The following is a 15,171-nucleotide window of genomic DNA, read 5'->3' on the forward strand; positions in this document are numbered from 1 at the left end:
GCGTCACTGCCGCCGCGCCTCCATCACCCCCTTCACCTCCGCGATCGCCGCCAGCGCCTTCTGCAGCTGCCCGGTCGACCCGATCTCGGCCGTGAACACCATGCGCGCCTGCCCCTTGCTGCTCTGGGTATTCACCCCGATCACATTGATCTTCTCGCGCATGAACACGTCCGAGATATCGCGCAGCAGGCCCTGGCGGTCCATCGACAGGATGAACAGGTCGACCGGATACACGGTCTCCAGCCCGGCCGCGCCCCATTCGGTCTGGATCACCCGCTCGGGCGCCTTGGCGCGCATCTCGGCGAAGTTCTTGCAGCTCAGGCGGTGGATCGAGACGCCCTTGCCGCGCGTGACGAAGCCGCAGATCGGATCCGGCGGCGCCGGCTTGCAGCACTTGGCCAGCATCGTCATCAGGCCCTCGGTGCCGACCACCAGCACGCCCGACTTGGCGCCCTGCTCCACGCTCGAGGCGCGGCTCTTGTTGACCACCGCCTCGTCGACCTGGGGCGCGGCCTCGGGCGTGTCGTGCAGGGCCGCTTCCACGTGGCGCAGGCTGAACTTCTCCTTGCCGACCTGGATGAACAGCTCGTCCACCTTGGGGAAGCCCAGCTTCTGCGCCAGCGCTTCCAGGTTGACCGCGGTCTTGCCCTCGCGCTGCAGCGATTTTTCGACCAGCGCGCGCCCCTGCGCCAGGGTCTCGGCCTGTTCCTGCGCGTGGAACCAGGCCCGGATCTTCGAGCGGGTCCGGCTGCTGACCGTGTAGCCGGGGCTGAGCCAGTCGCGCGACGGACCCTGGCTGCCGACCGGTCCCTTGGCGGTGATGATCTCGCAGGTCTGCCCGTTTTTCAGCGGCGTATTCAGCGGCACCATCACGCCGTCGATCTTGGCGCCGCGGCAGCGGTGCCCGACCTCGCTGTGCAGGTGGTAGGCGAAGTCGATCGGCGTGGCGCCCTGCGGCAGTTCCAGCACGCGCGCCTGCGGCGTCAGCACGAAGATGCGGTCGTCCAGGGTGGTGGCCTTGAGCTTCTCGACCCATTCCTTCTGCAGGTCTTCCTGGCCGGCGACCACGCCGGCCACGTCGCTCTTCCAGGCCAGCAGCTGGCGCAGCCAGGCGATCTTCTCGTCGTACTTCTGGCTCTTGAAATTCGAGCCGCCTTCTTCCTTGTAGCGCCAGTGCGCGGCGACGCCGTACTCGGCGAAGTTGTGCATCTCCTGGGTGCGGATCTGCACTTCCAGCGGCCGTCCGTCCTCGGCGGTGACGACCGTGTGCAGCGACTGGTAGCCGTTCGGCTTCGGGCGCGAGATGTAGTCGTCGAATTCCTTCGGGATCGGGGTCCAGATGTTGTGCACGATGCCGAGCACCGTGTAGCAGGTCTTGACGTCGGGGACGATCACGCGGAAGGCGCGCACGTCGTACAGCGAGCTGAAGTCCAGCTCCTTGCCGCGCATCTTCTTCCAGATGCTGTAGATGTGCTTCGGCCGCCCCGAGACCTCGGCCTTGATGCCGGCGTCGTGCAGCTCGGACTGCAGGCGCTCGATCGATGCCTCGACGAAGCCTTCGCGCTGCATGCGCTTCTCTTCGAGCATCCTGGCGATCTGCTTGTAGGTATCCGGTTCGATGAAGCGGAAGGACAGGTCTTCCAGCTCCCACTTGAGCTGCCAGATGCCGAGCCGGTTGGCCAGCGGCGCATAGAAGTCGAGCACCTCGCGTCCGTAGGCGCGGGTGACCTCGTCGAAGCGCTTCTGCTCGGCGAACCAGCGCAGGGTGGCGGCGCAGGAAGCCAGGCGCATCAGCACCACGCGCATGTCGGAGGCCATCGCCAGCAGCATCTTGCGCAGGGTCTCGACCTGGGCCGCGGCCTGCTGGGCGGCGTTTTTTCCCGCAGTCTTCGCGCCTGCGAGGTGTTCCTTGCCGGCCGTGAGGTCGCGCAGCTTGACCAGCTGGTACACGCCCTGCACCAGGTCGGAGACTTCCTTGCCGAAGCCTTCCTCGAGCGAGCCGGCCACCTGCGGGTCTACCATCGCCAGCTCGAACAGCAGGCCGGCGATGCGGGTCTCGGCGTCGGTGCGCAGGTAGGACAGCGTGCCGGCCACGGCGAGCGAGAACTCGAACGCGTTCTGTCCGGTGGCGGCGATGCGCTCGCCGTAGGCGCTGCCGGCGTAATCGAGCGCGGCCCGGACCCGCGCGCCGTCTTCCACGCTGAGTCCGTGGACCAGCTGGGTGCTGGCGTCACCCAGTAAAGCGGTTGATACCATGTATGTCGACTAGCGCAGTGCCGCGGTGACGCAGACCTCGACCAGGCATGCGGGGTTGGCCAGCTTGGCTTCCACGGTAGCGCGCGGCGGGGTGTGGCCCTGGGGCACCCACTCGTCCCAGACGCTGTTCATGCCGGCGAAATGCGCCATGTCGGAGATGAAGATCTGGCACATCAGGATGCAGGACTTGTCGCTGCCGGCTTCGTTGAGCAGGCGGTCGACGTGGCCCAGCACCTCGCGCATCTGGCCTTCGATACCCTGGGTGGTGTCTTCGGCGATCTGGCCGGCCAGGTAGACGGTATCGTTGTGGATGGCGATTTCGGAGAGGCGCTTGCCAACGTGGTGTCGTTTGATTTCCATGGCTACTTTCTATAAAACGTGACGGGACATGATGGAAAAATCAGGTCCCGCCGACTAAAAATTCTCGTGCGATCGCGATCTGGTCGGCACGGACGAAGGTGGGCGCATGGCCCACGCCCGGGATTTCCACCAGCCGCGGTTTCGGTCCGCGCGCGCACATTTCCAGCGCGGTGGCGCGCGACAGCAGGTCGGACTGCTCGCCGCGCACCAGCAGGGTCGGGCAGCGGATCGCGTCCCAGGCCGCCCACAGCATCGCCTCGTCGCCCGCGATCTGCTGCGGCGTGATGGCGCGGAAGGGCTCGGCCAGCCCGAGGTCGTAGTGGCGCACCCACTGGCCTTGCCCGTCCGGGCGCAGCACGTCGCTTGCCAGCTTGAACCATTCTTCCTCGGTGTGCGGTCCGAAGGACATCGACACCGCCTTGACATAGGCCGCGCCGGTATCGAAGTCGGGGAAGCGGATATCCTGGCCGATGTATTCGCCGATGCGGGCGAGCGCGCCCTGGTCGAGCACCGGGCCGATATCGTTGAGCACCAGCTTGCGCACCGGCGTGTCCTCGAGCGAGGCCAGCATCATGCCGATCAGGCCGCCCATCGAGGTGCCGAACCAGTGCACGCCGGCGTTGCTGTCGTCGGCGGCGGTGGCGCGCGCGATCAGCGTGACCATGTCGGCCACGTACTGCGGCACCGTGTAGTACTGCGGATCGCGCAGCCGGCCGGACCGGCCGCGCCCGACCACGTCCGGGCACACCACGCGGTACTCGTCGCACAGGGCGCGCGCCAGACCGTCGAAATCGTCGGCCACGCGGGTGACGCCGTGCACGCACACCAGCACCTTCGGATTGAGCGGGTCGCCCCACTCCTTGTAGGCCACGCGGTGCAGGCCGGCGGGCGAACTGCACTGCACGCTTTTCAATCTGGCTTCGCCCATATTCTCCCCCCACTCCCGCTCCGTCATGGCAATATTGTCTTTTCTTCTTGCGCAATGCACCACGCTTTTTCCATTCTAACGGGCGTTGCGATTAGAATTCTACCAATTCTGAGGAAGCAACCCGATTACCACCAAACTAGAGGACGCAATGAAATCCAGTATGCTCAGCGGTAAAACAGCACTCGTGACCGGTTCGACCTCGGGCATCGGCCTGGGGATAGCCCGCTCGCTGGCGGAACAGGGCGCCAACATCGTGTTCAACGGCTTCGGCGACGCCCAGCAGATCGAGAAGCTCTACACCGACACCGGCAGCGAATTCGGCGTGCAGACGGCCTACCACAACGCCGACATGAGCAAGCCGGCCGAGATCGAGGCAATGATGAAATTCGCTGCCGAGAAGTTCGGCGGTGTCGACATCCTGGTCAACAATGCCGGCATCCAGCACGTGGCCACCGTGGACGCGTTCCCGCCGGAGAAGTGGGACGCGATCATCGCGATCAACCTGACCTCGGCCTTCCACACGACCCGCCTGGCCTTGCCCGGCATGCAGCAGAAGAACTGGGGCCGCATCATCAACCTGGCCTCGGTGCACGGCCTGGTGGGGTCAAGCGGCAAGTCGGCCTATGTCGCGGCCAAGCACGGCCTGGTCGGCTTCACCAAGGTGACGGCGCTGGAAAACGCCCACACCGGCGTGACCTGCAACGCGATCTGCCCGGGCTGGGTCCTGACCCCGCTGGTGCAGAAGCAGGTGGACGACCGCGCCGCGCGCGACGGCATCAGCAACGAGCAGGCCAAGAAGGCCCTGCTGAGCGAAAAGCAGCCTTCCGGCGAATTCGTCACGCCGGAGGAACTGGGCGCGCTGGCCGTGTTCTTCTGCTCGCCGGCCGGCGACCAGGTGCGCGGCGTGGCCTGGAACATGGACGGCGGCTGGGCCGCGCAATAAGGCCGTCATGAGCGAGCGCCTCGACGAACAGGAACTCCAGAACGCCTGCCTGGACCTGGCCCGGGTGGTGCTCGCCGCCGGCCAGCCGCAGGTCTCGAACGACATCCTCGAGACCCTGGCCGACCGCTTCCAGCGCGAAGTGCTCGACTTCGCGCCCGGCATCGCCCGCGCCGGGCGCGACCCCAACCTCCTGACGCGCGCGGTCTACTACCTGATCGACGCCCACGCCCTGCCCCTCATGGGCACCGACATGGAATGGTTCCGCCAGACCCTGGTGTGCCTGGTCGAGCTGGCCGCGCCCAGCATTGCCCTGTCCGACCAGGGCGGCGCCTTCCTGCGCGACCTGCAGCGCGGGGTCGAGCAGTCGCTGGGAGACCTGCAGGGCTGAGGCCCGGGCGGCCCTTTTACCCGGCTGCCCGCAAGGGAGGGCAACGCACATCGGCGCCGTTATGATGGCGTCTTTCCAAACCATAAAGACAAGAGGAAGACACCCATGCGGATCGGCGCCACGCAGCTCGCCCTTTTCATCTCGACGGCGCTCGCCGGCCTTGGCCAGGTTCAAGCCCAGGCCGCCCCCCAGGCCGGGCCGCCCGGCCCGGTCCTGATCACGGCCGACCGGGTCTGGACCGGCGAAGGCACGCCACACACGGGCTGGAGCGTGCTGGTGGCCCAGGGCCGCATCCAGGCCGTCGGCCCGCAGGAGAGGATGACGCTGCCGCCCGATGTCGAACGCATCCAGTTGCCCGGCAAGACCCTGATCCCCGGCATGATCGACCTGCACTCGCACGTGCTGCTACATCCCTACAACGAGACCACCTGGGACGACCAGGTCATCAAGGAACCGGTCGCCTACCGCATCATGCTGGCCGGCCGCCATGCGGCCGCCACCTTGCAGGCCGGCTTCACCACCCTGCGCGACCTCGGCACGGAGGGCGCCGGCTACGCCGACGTCGGCATCAAGCGCGCCATCGACGAGGGCGTGGCGCCGGGACCGCGCCTGCTGGTCGCCACGAAGGCCATCGTGGCCAGCTACAGCTACGGCCCGGCCGAGAAGAGCTACCGGCCCGACATGGAGCTGCCCTACGGCGCGCAGCCGGCCACCGGCATCGACGAGGTCACGAAGGCGGTGCGCGAGCAGTCGGCGCGCGGCGCGGACTGGATCAAGATCTACGGCGACTACCGCACCGGCATCGACGGCACGGCGCGCCCGACCTTCACGATGGACGAGATGAAGGCGATGGTCGCCGCCACCCACGTCACCGGCCGCAAGGTGGCGGTGCACGCCAGCAGCGACGACGCCATCCGCATGGCGGTGCTGGCCGGCGCCGACACCATCGAGCACGGCTACGGCGCGTCGGAAGCCACGTTCAAGCTGATGAAGGAGCGCGGCACCGCCTACATCCCGACCCTGACGGCGCCGGAAGCGACCGGGGAGTACTTTCAGAAGCACGTGCGCGGCGGTGCGCCCACGCCGGCCATGCAGCAGGCGCAGCGCGCCTTCGCGCTGGCGCGCAGAATCGGGGTCACGATCGGCAACGGCAGCGACGTCGGCGTGTTCGCGCACGGGACCAATGCGCGCGAGCTGGAATGGATGGTCAAGCTGGGCATGTCGCCGCTGGAGGCGATGCGCGCGGCCACCGTGGTGGCCGCCGACATACTCGGCAGGAAGGACCTGGGGCAGCTCAAGGCCGGCATGCTGGCCGACGTGGTGGCGGTGGACGGCGACCCGACCCGCGACATCGGGGCCGCCGCCAAGGTAGGCTTCGTGATGAAAGGCGGGTTGGTGTTCCGACCGCAGTGAGCGACAGTCGTTCCGGAAATACCACGGAATAAGGCATGGGCATATCGGATAACAAGTTATAAGGCCTGCGGATATCCACAATAGATGCCGCGCCAGGCTTCCACGATGATGGCAACACCATAAACTTCTCTTCGAAGAGTTGCCATGAAAAAGCCTTTCTATAAGATCCTGTATGTCCAGGTGCTGTTCGCCATCGTGCTTGGCGTGCTGCTCGGGGTGTTCCACCCTGAACTGGGCGCCAAGATGAAGCCGCTGGGAGACGGTTTCATCAAACTCATCAAGATGATCATCGCCCCGGTGATCTTCTGTACCGTGGTCGCCGGCATTGCCGGCATGCAGGACATGAAGAAGATCGGCCGCGTCGGCGGCAAGGCCCTGCTCTACTTCGAAGTCGTCTCGACCTTCGCCCTGGCCATCGGCCTGGTGGTGGCCAACGTGATCAAGCCGGGCGCCGGCTTCAACGTCGACGTCGCCCACCTGGACGCCTCCTCGATCGCCAAGTACACCGAGAAGGCCAAGGACCAGAGCACGGTCGACTTCATCATGAACATCATCCCGAACACCTTCGTGGATGCCTTCGCCAAGGGCGACATCCTGCAGGTCCTGCTCATCGCGCTGCTGTTCGGCTTCTCGCTGTCGATGCTGGGCGAGCGCGGCCGTCCGGTGACGAAGATGATCGACGACTTCTCGCACGCCATCTTCGGCGTGGTGAACATCGTCATGAAAGCCGCCCCGATCGGCGCCTTCGGCGCCATGGCCTTCACCATCGGTAAATACGGCCTGGATTCGCTGCTGCCGCTGGCCAAGCTGATGGGCTCGTTCTACCTGACCTGCTTCCTGTTCGTGGCCGTGGTGCTGGGCACCATCGCGAAGTTCACCGGCTTCTCGGTGTTCCGCTTCATCCGCTACATCAAGGAAGAACTGCTGATCGTGCTCGGCACCAGCTCGTCGGAAAGCGCCCTGCCGGCCCTGATGCGCAAGCTGGAACGCCTTGGCTGCTCCAAGCCGGTGGTCGGCCTGGTGGTCCCGACCGGCTACTCGTTCAACCTGGACGGCACCAACATCTACATGACCATGGCAGCCCTGTTCGTGGCCCAGGCGACCAACACCGACCTGACCCTGATGCAGGAACTGACCATCCTGGCGGTGGCGATGCTGACCTCGAAAGGCGCTTCGGGCATCACCGGCGCCGGCTTCATCACCCTGGCCGCCACCCTGGCCGTGGTCCCGACCATCCCGGTGGCCGGCATGGCGCTGATCCTGGGCATCGACCGCTTCATGAGCGAGGCCCGCGCCCTGACCAACTTCGTCGGCAACGGCGTGGCCACGGTCGTGGTGTCGAAATGGGAAAACGAACTCGACATGCAGCGCATGGACGACGTCCTGCACGACCGCCTGCCGGCCGATGCCGGCATGGAATCGGACAAGGACCTGGTCGCGGTGCGCGCCGCCGCCTGATTCGGCTACCCGCCCTGCAAGAAACCGCATCTCCGGATGCGGTTTTTTTTCGTCCCCATGCTACGCGCATGAAACGCGCGCCGTGCGCGAAAATCGTAGACATACGTGTCTAGACAGTCTATTCTAGGCTTCATCGCCAATGAGGACGCTCATGCCACGCAAACCCGATACCCCCAAGCCGACCCCGGCCGAACTCGAACTGCTGCAAGTACTATGGCCGATGGCCTCCGGCACCGCCAAGCAGGTGCACCAGGAAATGCAGAAGACCAAGCCCGAGGTCACCTATGCCACCGTGCTGCGCCTGATGCAGATCATGCACGGCAAGGGCCTCCTGATGCGCGACGAGAGCGAACGCTCGCACGTCTACAGCCCGGTCCACGCCCAGGATTCGGTCGAGACCAATCTGCTCAAGGACCTGATGCAGCGCGCCTTCGCCGGGTCGGCCAAGGCCCTGGTGCTGGCTGCACTCAAGAGCGGCATCTCGAAGAAGGAACGGGAAGAAATCGAACAGCTGCTGCGCGAAGACAAGCCGGAGGACAAGCCATGAGCGCTGCCGACGTCATCGCCAGCGTCGGCTGGACCCTGGTCCATTTCCTGTGGCAGGGGGCGCTGATCGGCTGCGCCAGCGCCGTGTTCCTGATGCTGCTGCGCAATGACAAGCCGCAGCTGCGCTACCTGGTCGCCTGCGCCGGCCTGTTCCTGTGCCTGGCCTGGCCGGCGACCGAGCTGGCCCTGCGCCTGCTGGATGGCGGCGGCAGCGGCGGCGACGTCACGGTGCTGTTCGCCGCGGGGCTGGTGACCGGTTCGCCGGTGGACGACAGCTGGGGCGCCCTGCTGGCCGACCAGCTGACGCCGATCGTGGCCACCTGGGCCGTGTGCGCCCTGGCGATGGCCCTGCGCATGGCGGCGGGCCTGCTGTGGATCGGCCGCGCCGCCGCCAACGAAGCCATCGATTCGGCCTGGCAGGCGCGCATCGAGCGCATGGCGGTGCAATTCGGCATCGACCGTAGCGTGCGCCTGCGCATCGTGGAACGGCTCGGCAGCCCGGTCACGGCCGGCTGGTGGCGCCCGGTCGTGCTGGTGCCGGCCGCGCTGGTGTCCGGCATGCCGCCGCACCTGCTGGAGGCGCTGCTGGCCCACGAACTGGCCCACGTCAAGCGCCACGACTACCTGGTCAACCTCGGCCAGAACGTGGTCGAGACCCTGTTCTTCTACCACCCGGCGGTCTGGTGGATTTCCGGCCGCATCCGCGTGGAGCGGGAACAGATCGCCGACGATTTCGCGGCACGGCAACTGGGCGAACCGCGGCGCCTGGCCCTGGCCCTTTCCGAACTGGAGAAACTCCAGTTTTCCACCCACCACCTGGCCCAGGCGGCCAACGGAGGAGATCTCATGTCACGCATCAAACGCTTGATTCGCCCAGACACACAGGCACTGAACTGGAAGGCAGCCATTCCCGTACTGGGACTGGCTGCCATGAGCGCCGCGGTATTCGCCCACGCGGCGCCGGCCGCCAAGCCGGCGGAAGCCGACAAGCATGCGGTCGCCCTGTTCGAACAATGCGACAAGCCGCACTATCCGGCCGAATCGCTCAAGCAGAAACATACCGGGACCGTCACCCTCGGTTTCCTGGTGACGAAAGACGGCAAGGTCAAACAGGCCAAGGTCACCAAGTCGTCCGGCCATGCGGCGCTCGACGAGGCTGCGCGCACCGCGCTGGCGAAATGCCCGTTCAAGCCGGCCACCGCCAAGGACAAGCCGGTCGAGGCATGGACCGCCGTCCAGTACGTCTGGTCGCTCGACTAGGCGCCCGGCGCGTCACGACCGGCGACAAGCACCTGGGCGTGCGCTACAGCGCCAAGCCGGTTCCGGACCTGGCCGGCCGCCCAAAGCAGTCGCCGGAGATGGACCGCATGATCGCGAACTATCTCAAGCGGCGTCGTCCCCGACGTGCGGGTCGCGGCCGACGACGCGCTGCGCACGGCCGAGCGCCTGGCCATCGCCGAGCTTCTGACATCGCCCGCCGACGAGGAACATGCACAGCGCCTGCGCAAGCGCCTGGACGCTCTCAAATAAAAAAAGCCCGCAGGCGATTCTGCGGGCTCTCCTGTGCAAACGCGGGGCCGGAATACGGCCCCGCGTTTTTTTACACTGCCGACACGTCCAGCTCGCAGCCGGTCGCCGCCAGCACCTGTTCCTTGTCCACGCCCGGCGCCAGCTCCACCAGCTTGAGGCCGGTGTCGGTGACGTCCATGACGCCCAGGTCGGTGATGATGCGGTCCACCACGCCCACGCCGGTCAGCGGCAGGTCGCATTTCCTGAGGATCTTGTGCGAGGTGCTGCCATCCTTGGCGGTGGCGACGTGCTCCATCACCACGACCACGCGCTTGACGCCGGCCACCAGGTCCATCGCGCCGCCCATGCCCTTGACCATCTTGCCCGGGATCATCCAGTTGGCCAGGTCGCCGCGCTCGGACACCTGCATCGCTCCCAGGATCGCCAGGTTGATCTTGCCGCCGCGGATCATGCCGAAGGAATCGGCCGAGCTGAAGTAGGCCGCGCCCGGCAGCGCCGTGACGGTCTGCTTGCCGGCGTTGATCAGGTCGGCGTCGACTTCTGCTTCCGTCGGGAAGGGGCCGATGCCGAGCAGGCCGTTTTCCGACTGCAGGAAGACCTCGATATCCTTGGGTACGTAGTTCGCTACCAGGGTCGGCAGGCCGATACCCAGGTTCACATAGAAACCGTCCTGCAGTTCCTTCGCCGCGCGTGCGGCCATTTCATCACGAGTCCATGCCATGTTCTGTCTCCGCTCTAGTCTTAATTGGCGCGCACGGTGCGCTGTTCGATGCGCTTTTCCGGCGTCGGGTTGTGGACGATGCGGTGCACGAAGATGCTCGGGGTGTGCACCTGGTCCGGATCGATCTCGCCGATCTCGACCAGTTCCTCGACTTCGACGATGCAGATCTTGCCGGCGGTGGCCACGTTGGGGTTGAAGTTGCGCGCCGTCTTGCGGTACAGCAGGTTGCCGGCCTTGTCGGCCTTCCAGGCCTTCACCAGCGAGACGTCGGGCAACAGCGCGCGTTCCATGACGTAGTGTTCGCCGTCGAATTCGCGGGTTTCCTTGCCTTCGGCGACGATGGTGCCGTAGCCGGTCTTGGTGAAGAACGCCGGGATGCCGGCGCCGCCGGCGCGCAGCTTCTCGGCCAGCGTGCCCTGCGGGGTGAATTCGAGTTCGAGTTCGCCGGCCAGGAACTGGCGTGCGAATTCCTTGTTTTCGCCGACGTAGGACGAGATCATTTTCTTGATCTGGCGGGTTTCGAGCAGTTGGCCCAGGCCGAAGCCGTCCACGCCCGCATTGTTCGAAATGGCCGTCAGATTCTTGACGCCGGAATCGCGCAGCGCCGCGATCAGCGCCTCCGGAATGCCGCACAGGCCGAAGCCACCCACCGCGATGGTCTGGCCGTCTGCCACGATGTCGGCCAGCGCCGACTTCGCATCAGGATACACTTTGTTCATACCCGTCCCTTTTATCGATTGAGCCCACAGGCTTTTTTAACTTCCAGAACCCGGCGCACCGCGGGGCGCGCCGATGTTTCCTCCAAGAGTCGATTCTCAGCATAAAATACGCTGTACCGAATAACAATACCGTAGAAATACGGGCCGCCCCTTTCATGAACCGAGCAGTCGATCCAAGTCAAGCGAACACTCCTGGCGCCATCGATTACGAAATGATCTTCCAGCAGGCGCCGGTGGGCATGTGCGTCTCGGCGAATCGCGTGATCCAGTCCTGCAATCGCGCACTGACCGCGATGTTCGGCTATGCCGAGGGCGCACTGCACGGCCAGTCCTTCAGCGTGCTCTACCCCACCATGGACGAATTCCTGCGCACCGGGGACCGCATCGTGCCGATCATGAACGCCAAGGGACGCTATTCGGACGAGCGCATCATGCGCCGCGCCAGCGGCGAGCTGTTCTGGTGCCACGTGGCCGGACGCGCGCTCGATCCCAGCCAGCCGCTCGGCGCCGGCGTGTGGACCTTCGAGGACGTGAGCGAAAAGCGGCCGGTGTCGGCCGAGCTGACGCCGCGCGAGCGCGAGATCGCCGCCCTGCTGGTCGAAGGCAAGACCAGCAAGATGATCGCCCGCGATACCGACCTGAGCCCGCGCACGGTGGAGATGCACCGGGCCAGCCTGATGCGCAAGTTCGCCGCCTCGACCTCGTCGGAGCTGGTGCACAAGCTGGTTGGCGGGCGCTGAAGGCGAGGCTACTTCTGGCGCTCACGGCGCATGATGGTGAGCGCGCCCTCGCCTTCGGTGCAGGCGAGCTTCATCGCACCGAAGCTGGAAATCTCCTGCTGCCACAGTGAGCACATCAGCTTGTCTTCGAACGGGAATGTGCGCGGCGTGTTGCGCCGCAGGAGCTTTAGGCAGCGGACCACCGGAATCGGCGGCACCGAGATCAGCCATTTGATGAAACGGAAGCAGTAGCTGACGGCGTTCAGGGCGTAGTCCCACAGCACCAGCACGGCGCTCGGAATCAGCCCCTTCGGTCACCGCCCCGTACACGCCAACCGCATTCAAGGCTGCGCCTGCAATCAGGAGCAGGAAGATCAGGTCGATGGTCGCCAGTTCGCCACCGGTAAGGCGCAGCATCAGGCGCATCAACCCGGATCACGAAGACAGCACTGACGCGCGCGCGGCATGGTCATCGAGCATGACTTAACCAGCAGGCTGTACAAGAAGGCGCGCCGCTCAAGTGTGCGAAATGTCTTCCTGAGGATGCCCCGGCCAAGGCCGGGGACTGCGGACTCAACGGTTGAACAGTCCAGTCTTTTGATGAACGTCCGCTTCGCTCATCGCATAACGCTTGACGATATCCTTCTCGTCATACATGACAACCAGTTCCTTCTTCTTGCCGCTGGCGCTACCACCGAACATGCCCACGATCGGCACGTAGCTGATCGCATCCGCAGAGACGTTGGTGAAGTCGTAGTTCCAGATCTCCAGGCCGCCATCGGTGAAACTGGTCTTGGTCGGCGAGCCGAAAATGGCGCGCACTTCAGCCTTGGTCGTCTTACCCTGAACCAGCTTTTGCGAGACGCTGGTTTCGGTCTCCTTACGCAAGGATTCGCTGCCGACGCTCGCGCAACCAGTCAGTGCCAGAGCGAGCAGCATCGCGCCGCCTGCCAGAATTTGCTTTTTCATGTAATCCCTAATTTTGTATTGTGGGTTAAGGCCTGACAGCTGCTGTCAAGCGCGCCCACAATAATAAGGATTTCTCCGTACGACAATCTTTTCTTGCCTCGAACCACTACTTCATGCAGTGCGGATACCAAAAGAACGTGGCATGTGTTTGAAGCCGTCGCACATCATGCGGGCACCCGCAAAATCTTGTATATCTTATATATCTTGTGTATATGTTAGACTCAGGCGTATAGTTCCCACTCCTTCACCTGTATTGCGCCCAGCAATCGCAGCAGGTCCATGTCCAGGCGGCGGTCTTCGATTACCACATCAGTTTTCCGGCCCAGCAGCGCCAGCATGGGGACCAATGTGGCAGGCGCACTCGCCGCACCCGTGGAGCGCATGCGCAACCATACCGCCTGCCGAACTGCAATCAGCATTCCGGCCGCCACCTGTTCACTCAACTCCAGCACCCGCAGACAGTCGCGCGCCGCGATCGTACCCATGCTGACCTTGTCCTGGTTGTGGCATTCGGTCGAGCGCGAGAACACCGAGGCCGGCATGGTCAGTTTCAAGGCTTCCGCGGTCCAGGCGGACACGCTGATCTGCAGCGCCTTCAAGCCGTGCGAGATCGCGGCTCGCTCGCCTTCCATGCCCGACAGGTTGGCCGGCAGTCCGTTGCTGTAGCGCGGGTCGACCAGTAGCGCGAGCTGGCGATCCATCAAGTCGGCCAGGTTCGCTACGGCGTTCTTCATGCTGTCCATGGCAAAGGCGATGTGGCCGCCGTAGAAGTGGCCGCCGTGCAGCACGCGCTCGCCGTCGGGATCGATGATCGGGTTGTCATTGGCGCTGTTCAGCTCATTCTCGATCGTGGCGCGGAAGAACGGCAGCGCATCGGCCAGGACGCCAATGACGTGCGGCGCACAGCGGATCGAATAGCGGTCCTGCAGGCGCCTGCCGTTGCGCTCCCCTTGTCCGGCGTAGTCCAGATCCTCACGCAGCCACGCCGCCACCTGTTGCATGCCGGCGTGCGGCTTGACCGAGAACAGCGTAGCGTCGAAGTGGTGGGCGTTGCCGTCCAGCGCGAACGAGGCCATCGCGGTGATGCGCGTTGCCAGCCGGGTCAGGTAGGATGCGCGGTCCCAGGCCAGGCAGGCGAGTCCCGTCATGACGGCGGTGCCGTTCATGAGCGCCAGCCCTTCCTTCGGCCGCAGGCACAGCGGCGCGATACCGGCTACGCGCAGGGCGTCGGCTGCCGGCACCCGCTCCCCGTCGAGCAGGACCTCGCGCTCGCCGCACAGCACCGCCGCCAGGTAGGACAGCGGCGTCAGGTCGCCGCTTGCGCCCACCGAGCCTTCGCTCGGGATGCGCGGCACCAGACCGGCGTCGAACAGGCGCACGATTCCCTCCAGCAGGCTGATACTGACGCCGGAATATCCCTTGCACAGCGATGCCAGCCGCGCCGCCATGACCGCGCGCACCTGGTCCGCGTCGAGATCGGCGCCCAGGCCACAGCCGTGGTACGTATAGAGCTGGCGCGGCAGTTCGGGCACCAGGTGCAGCGGCACCGCCACGGTGCACGAGTCGCCGTAGCCGGTGGTTACGCCGTAGATAACGCCTTCTTCGCGCAGCAGGCGGTCGAGGAAGTCGGCACCGCGCGCGATGCGGGCACGGAAGCCTGGATCGTCGGACAACACGGGACGCGCCTGCGCGCGCGCGATGTCGACGATGTCTTCGATGCTCAGCCGGCCTTCATCGAAGCATACGGCACGCGCGGCCCTCATACAGCCGGCAGCAGCGCCCGCAGGCGCTCCGGCAGCGGGCGCGACTTCTCGGCCTTGAAATCGATCCACACGACTTTGGCGCCGCCTTCGGCATGCAGCGCGCCGGCTTGGCCGTCAGGGCCGACCAGGCGGATCTCGTGCGTGACTTCGATGCTGGAGCGGCCCGGCGCACCGACGAAGGTGCGCACTTCGATCTCGCCCGGATAGGTCAGCTGCTTCAGGAAGCTGCAGTGGGCGTTGACGATCACCGGCCCTTCGCCGGAGGCGCTCGGGTCGGGCAGCGCCCCCACCTGCTCCAGCCAGGCGATGCGGGCCGATTCGATGTAGCGGAAATAGACGGTGTTGTTGACGTGACCCATCGCATCCATGTCGCCCCAGCGAATCGGGATTCTCATCGAATGGACGAACTGCGGTACGAACTGCTTGCTGCTCATTGCTTCCTTACTGTGACTGACAAA

The 15,171-nt window shown here is 65.3% G+C and carries 16 protein-coding genes; 7 read left to right on the forward strand and 9 right to left on the reverse strand.

What is annotated here, in order from left to right; all coding sequences use genetic code 11:
* Window positions 1-3 precede the first annotated feature (3 nt).
* Genes AB3347_RS18890 through AB3347_RS18900 form a run of 3 tightly spaced genes read right to left on the reverse strand, consistent with a single transcriptional unit; the run spans window position 4 to window position 3,544 of the window.
* Complete coding sequence (locus AB3347_RS18890; RefSeq protein ID WP_369093250.1) at window positions 4-2,256, reverse strand: bifunctional (p)ppGpp synthetase/guanosine-3',5'-bis(diphosphate) 3'-pyrophosphohydrolase; 2,253 nt, start codon at window positions 2,254-2,256, stop codon at window positions 4-6.
* 9 nt (window positions 2,257-2,265) lie between these two features.
* A complete protein-coding gene (locus AB3347_RS18895) occupies window positions 2,266-2,616 on the reverse strand; it encodes a RidA family protein (protein ID WP_369093251.1) in 351 nt (116 codons plus the stop codon).
* Window positions 2,617-2,656: 40 nt separating this feature from the next.
* Window positions 2,657-3,544 (reverse strand): alpha/beta fold hydrolase, encoded by an 888-nt coding sequence (locus AB3347_RS18900; protein WP_369093346.1) that lies wholly within the window; start codon window positions 3,542-3,544, stop codon window positions 2,657-2,659.
* A 148-nt stretch (window positions 3,545-3,692) separates the two neighbouring features.
* Here AB3347_RS18900 and AB3347_RS18905 point away from each other — a divergent pair, with 148 nt between their 5' ends.
* The 6 genes from AB3347_RS18905 to AB3347_RS18930 all read left to right on the forward strand — a co-directional run bounded on the left by AB3347_RS18905 (window position 3,693) and on the right by AB3347_RS18930 (window position 9,552).
* Window positions 3,693-4,487, forward strand: a complete 795-nt coding sequence (locus tag AB3347_RS18905) for a 3-hydroxybutyrate dehydrogenase (protein ID WP_369093252.1) — start codon at window positions 3,693-3,695, stop codon at window positions 4,485-4,487.
* Between the two features lie 7 nt (window positions 4,488-4,494).
* Window positions 4,495-4,875 (forward strand): hypothetical protein, encoded by a 381-nt coding sequence (locus tag AB3347_RS18910; RefSeq protein WP_369093253.1) that lies wholly within the window; start codon window positions 4,495-4,497, stop codon window positions 4,873-4,875.
* 105 nt (window positions 4,876-4,980) lie between these two features.
* Complete coding sequence (locus AB3347_RS18915) at window positions 4,981-6,288, forward strand: amidohydrolase family protein (RefSeq protein ID WP_369093254.1); 1,308 nt, start codon at window positions 4,981-4,983, stop codon at window positions 6,286-6,288.
* Window positions 6,289-6,432: 144 nt separating this feature from the next.
* The gene (locus AB3347_RS18920; RefSeq protein WP_369093255.1) at window positions 6,433-7,746 is read left to right on the forward strand and encodes a dicarboxylate/amino acid:cation symporter; all 1,314 of its coding nucleotides are present in this window, start codon (window positions 6,433-6,435) and stop codon (window positions 7,744-7,746) included.
* Between the two features lie 151 nt (window positions 7,747-7,897).
* Complete coding sequence (locus AB3347_RS18925; protein WP_369093256.1) at window positions 7,898-8,293, forward strand: BlaI/MecI/CopY family transcriptional regulator; 396 nt, start codon at window positions 7,898-7,900, stop codon at window positions 8,291-8,293.
* Entirely contained in the window at window positions 8,290-9,552 is a 1,263-nt protein-coding gene (locus AB3347_RS18930) for a M56 family metallopeptidase (RefSeq protein ID WP_369093257.1), read from the forward strand. Before AB3347_RS18925 ends, AB3347_RS18930 begins: the two co-directional genes overlap by 4 nt.
* 340 nt (window positions 9,553-9,892) lie before the next feature.
* Here the strand turns inward: AB3347_RS18930 and AB3347_RS18935 are convergent, their stop codons facing one another.
* Entirely contained in the window at window positions 9,893-10,543 is a 651-nt protein-coding gene (locus AB3347_RS18935) for a 3-oxoacid CoA-transferase subunit B (RefSeq protein ID WP_369093258.1), read from the reverse strand.
* Window positions 10,544-10,563: 20 nt separating this feature from the next.
* Entirely contained in the window at window positions 10,564-11,262 is a 699-nt protein-coding gene (locus AB3347_RS18940; protein ID WP_369093259.1) for a CoA transferase subunit A, read from the reverse strand.
* A 212-nt stretch (window positions 11,263-11,474) separates the two neighbouring features.
* On the opposite strand from AB3347_RS18940, the gene AB3347_RS18945 reads away from it, so the two are divergent.
* Window positions 11,475-12,002 (forward strand): LuxR C-terminal-related transcriptional regulator, encoded by a 528-nt coding sequence (locus AB3347_RS18945; RefSeq protein WP_369093260.1) that lies wholly within the window; start codon window positions 11,475-11,477, stop codon window positions 12,000-12,002.
* Between the two features lie 8 nt (window positions 12,003-12,010).
* Here AB3347_RS18945 and AB3347_RS18950 read toward each other — a convergent pair whose 3' ends face one another.
* The 4 genes from AB3347_RS18950 to AB3347_RS18965 form a co-directional block, all read right to left on the reverse strand.
* Window positions 12,011-12,271, reverse strand: a complete 261-nt coding sequence (locus AB3347_RS18950) for a hypothetical protein (protein ID WP_369093261.1) — start codon at window positions 12,269-12,271, stop codon at window positions 12,011-12,013.
* A gap of 283 nt (window positions 12,272-12,554) precedes the next feature.
* Entirely contained in the window at window positions 12,555-12,950 is a 396-nt protein-coding gene (locus AB3347_RS18955) for a hypothetical protein (RefSeq protein WP_369093262.1), read from the reverse strand.
* Between the two features lie 221 nt (window positions 12,951-13,171).
* The gene (gene hutH, locus AB3347_RS18960) at window positions 13,172-14,713 is read right to left on the reverse strand and encodes a histidine ammonia-lyase (protein ID WP_369093263.1); all 1,542 of its coding nucleotides are present in this window, start codon (window positions 14,711-14,713) and stop codon (window positions 13,172-13,174) included.
* Window positions 14,710-15,147, reverse strand: a complete 438-nt coding sequence (locus AB3347_RS18965; protein WP_369093264.1) for an acyl-CoA thioesterase — start codon at window positions 15,145-15,147, stop codon at window positions 14,710-14,712. Before AB3347_RS18965 ends, hutH begins: the two co-directional genes overlap by 4 nt.
* Window positions 15,148-15,171 lie beyond the last annotated feature (24 nt).

Source organism: Massilia sp. X63, assembly GCF_041023745.1.
GTDB lineage: Bacteria > Pseudomonadota > Gammaproteobacteria > Burkholderiales > Burkholderiaceae_D > Telluria.

Coding starts and splice junctions, on each gene's coding strand:
- AB3347_RS18890 (WP_369093250.1), bottom strand. CDS start 2,256: ATGGTATCAACCGCTTTACTGGGTGACGCCAGCACCCAGCTGGTCCAC.
- AB3347_RS18895 (WP_369093251.1), bottom strand. CDS start 2,616: ATGGAAATCAAACGACACCACGTTGGCAAGCGCCTCTCCGAAATCGCC.
- AB3347_RS18900 (WP_369093346.1), bottom strand. CDS start 3,544: ATGGGCGAAGCCAGATTGAAAAGCGTGCAGTGCAGTTCGCCCGCCGGC.
- AB3347_RS18905 (WP_369093252.1), top strand. CDS start 3,693: ATGAAATCCAGTATGCTCAGCGGTAAAACAGCACTCGTGACCGGTTCG.
- AB3347_RS18910 (WP_369093253.1), top strand. CDS start 4,495: ATGAGCGAGCGCCTCGACGAACAGGAACTCCAGAACGCCTGCCTGGAC.
- AB3347_RS18915 (WP_369093254.1), top strand. CDS start 4,981: ATGCGGATCGGCGCCACGCAGCTCGCCCTTTTCATCTCGACGGCGCTC.
- AB3347_RS18920 (WP_369093255.1), top strand. CDS start 6,433: ATGAAAAAGCCTTTCTATAAGATCCTGTATGTCCAGGTGCTGTTCGCC.
- AB3347_RS18925 (WP_369093256.1), top strand. CDS start 7,898: ATGCCACGCAAACCCGATACCCCCAAGCCGACCCCGGCCGAACTCGAA.
- AB3347_RS18930 (WP_369093257.1), top strand. CDS start 8,290: ATGAGCGCTGCCGACGTCATCGCCAGCGTCGGCTGGACCCTGGTCCAT.
- AB3347_RS18935 (WP_369093258.1), bottom strand. CDS start 10,543: ATGGCATGGACTCGTGATGAAATGGCCGCACGCGCGGCGAAGGAACTG.
- AB3347_RS18940 (WP_369093259.1), bottom strand. CDS start 11,262: ATGAACAAAGTGTATCCTGATGCGAAGTCGGCGCTGGCCGACATCGTG.
- AB3347_RS18945 (WP_369093260.1), top strand. CDS start 11,475: ATGATCTTCCAGCAGGCGCCGGTGGGCATGTGCGTCTCGGCGAATCGC.
- AB3347_RS18955 (WP_369093262.1), bottom strand. CDS start 12,950: ATGAAAAAGCAAATTCTGGCAGGCGGCGCGATGCTGCTCGCTCTGGCA.
- hutH (WP_369093263.1), bottom strand. CDS start 14,713: ATGAGGGCCGCGCGTGCCGTATGCTTCGATGAAGGCCGGCTGAGCATC.
- AB3347_RS18965 (WP_369093264.1), bottom strand. CDS start 15,147: ATGAGCAGCAAGCAGTTCGTACCGCAGTTCGTCCATTCGATGAGAATC.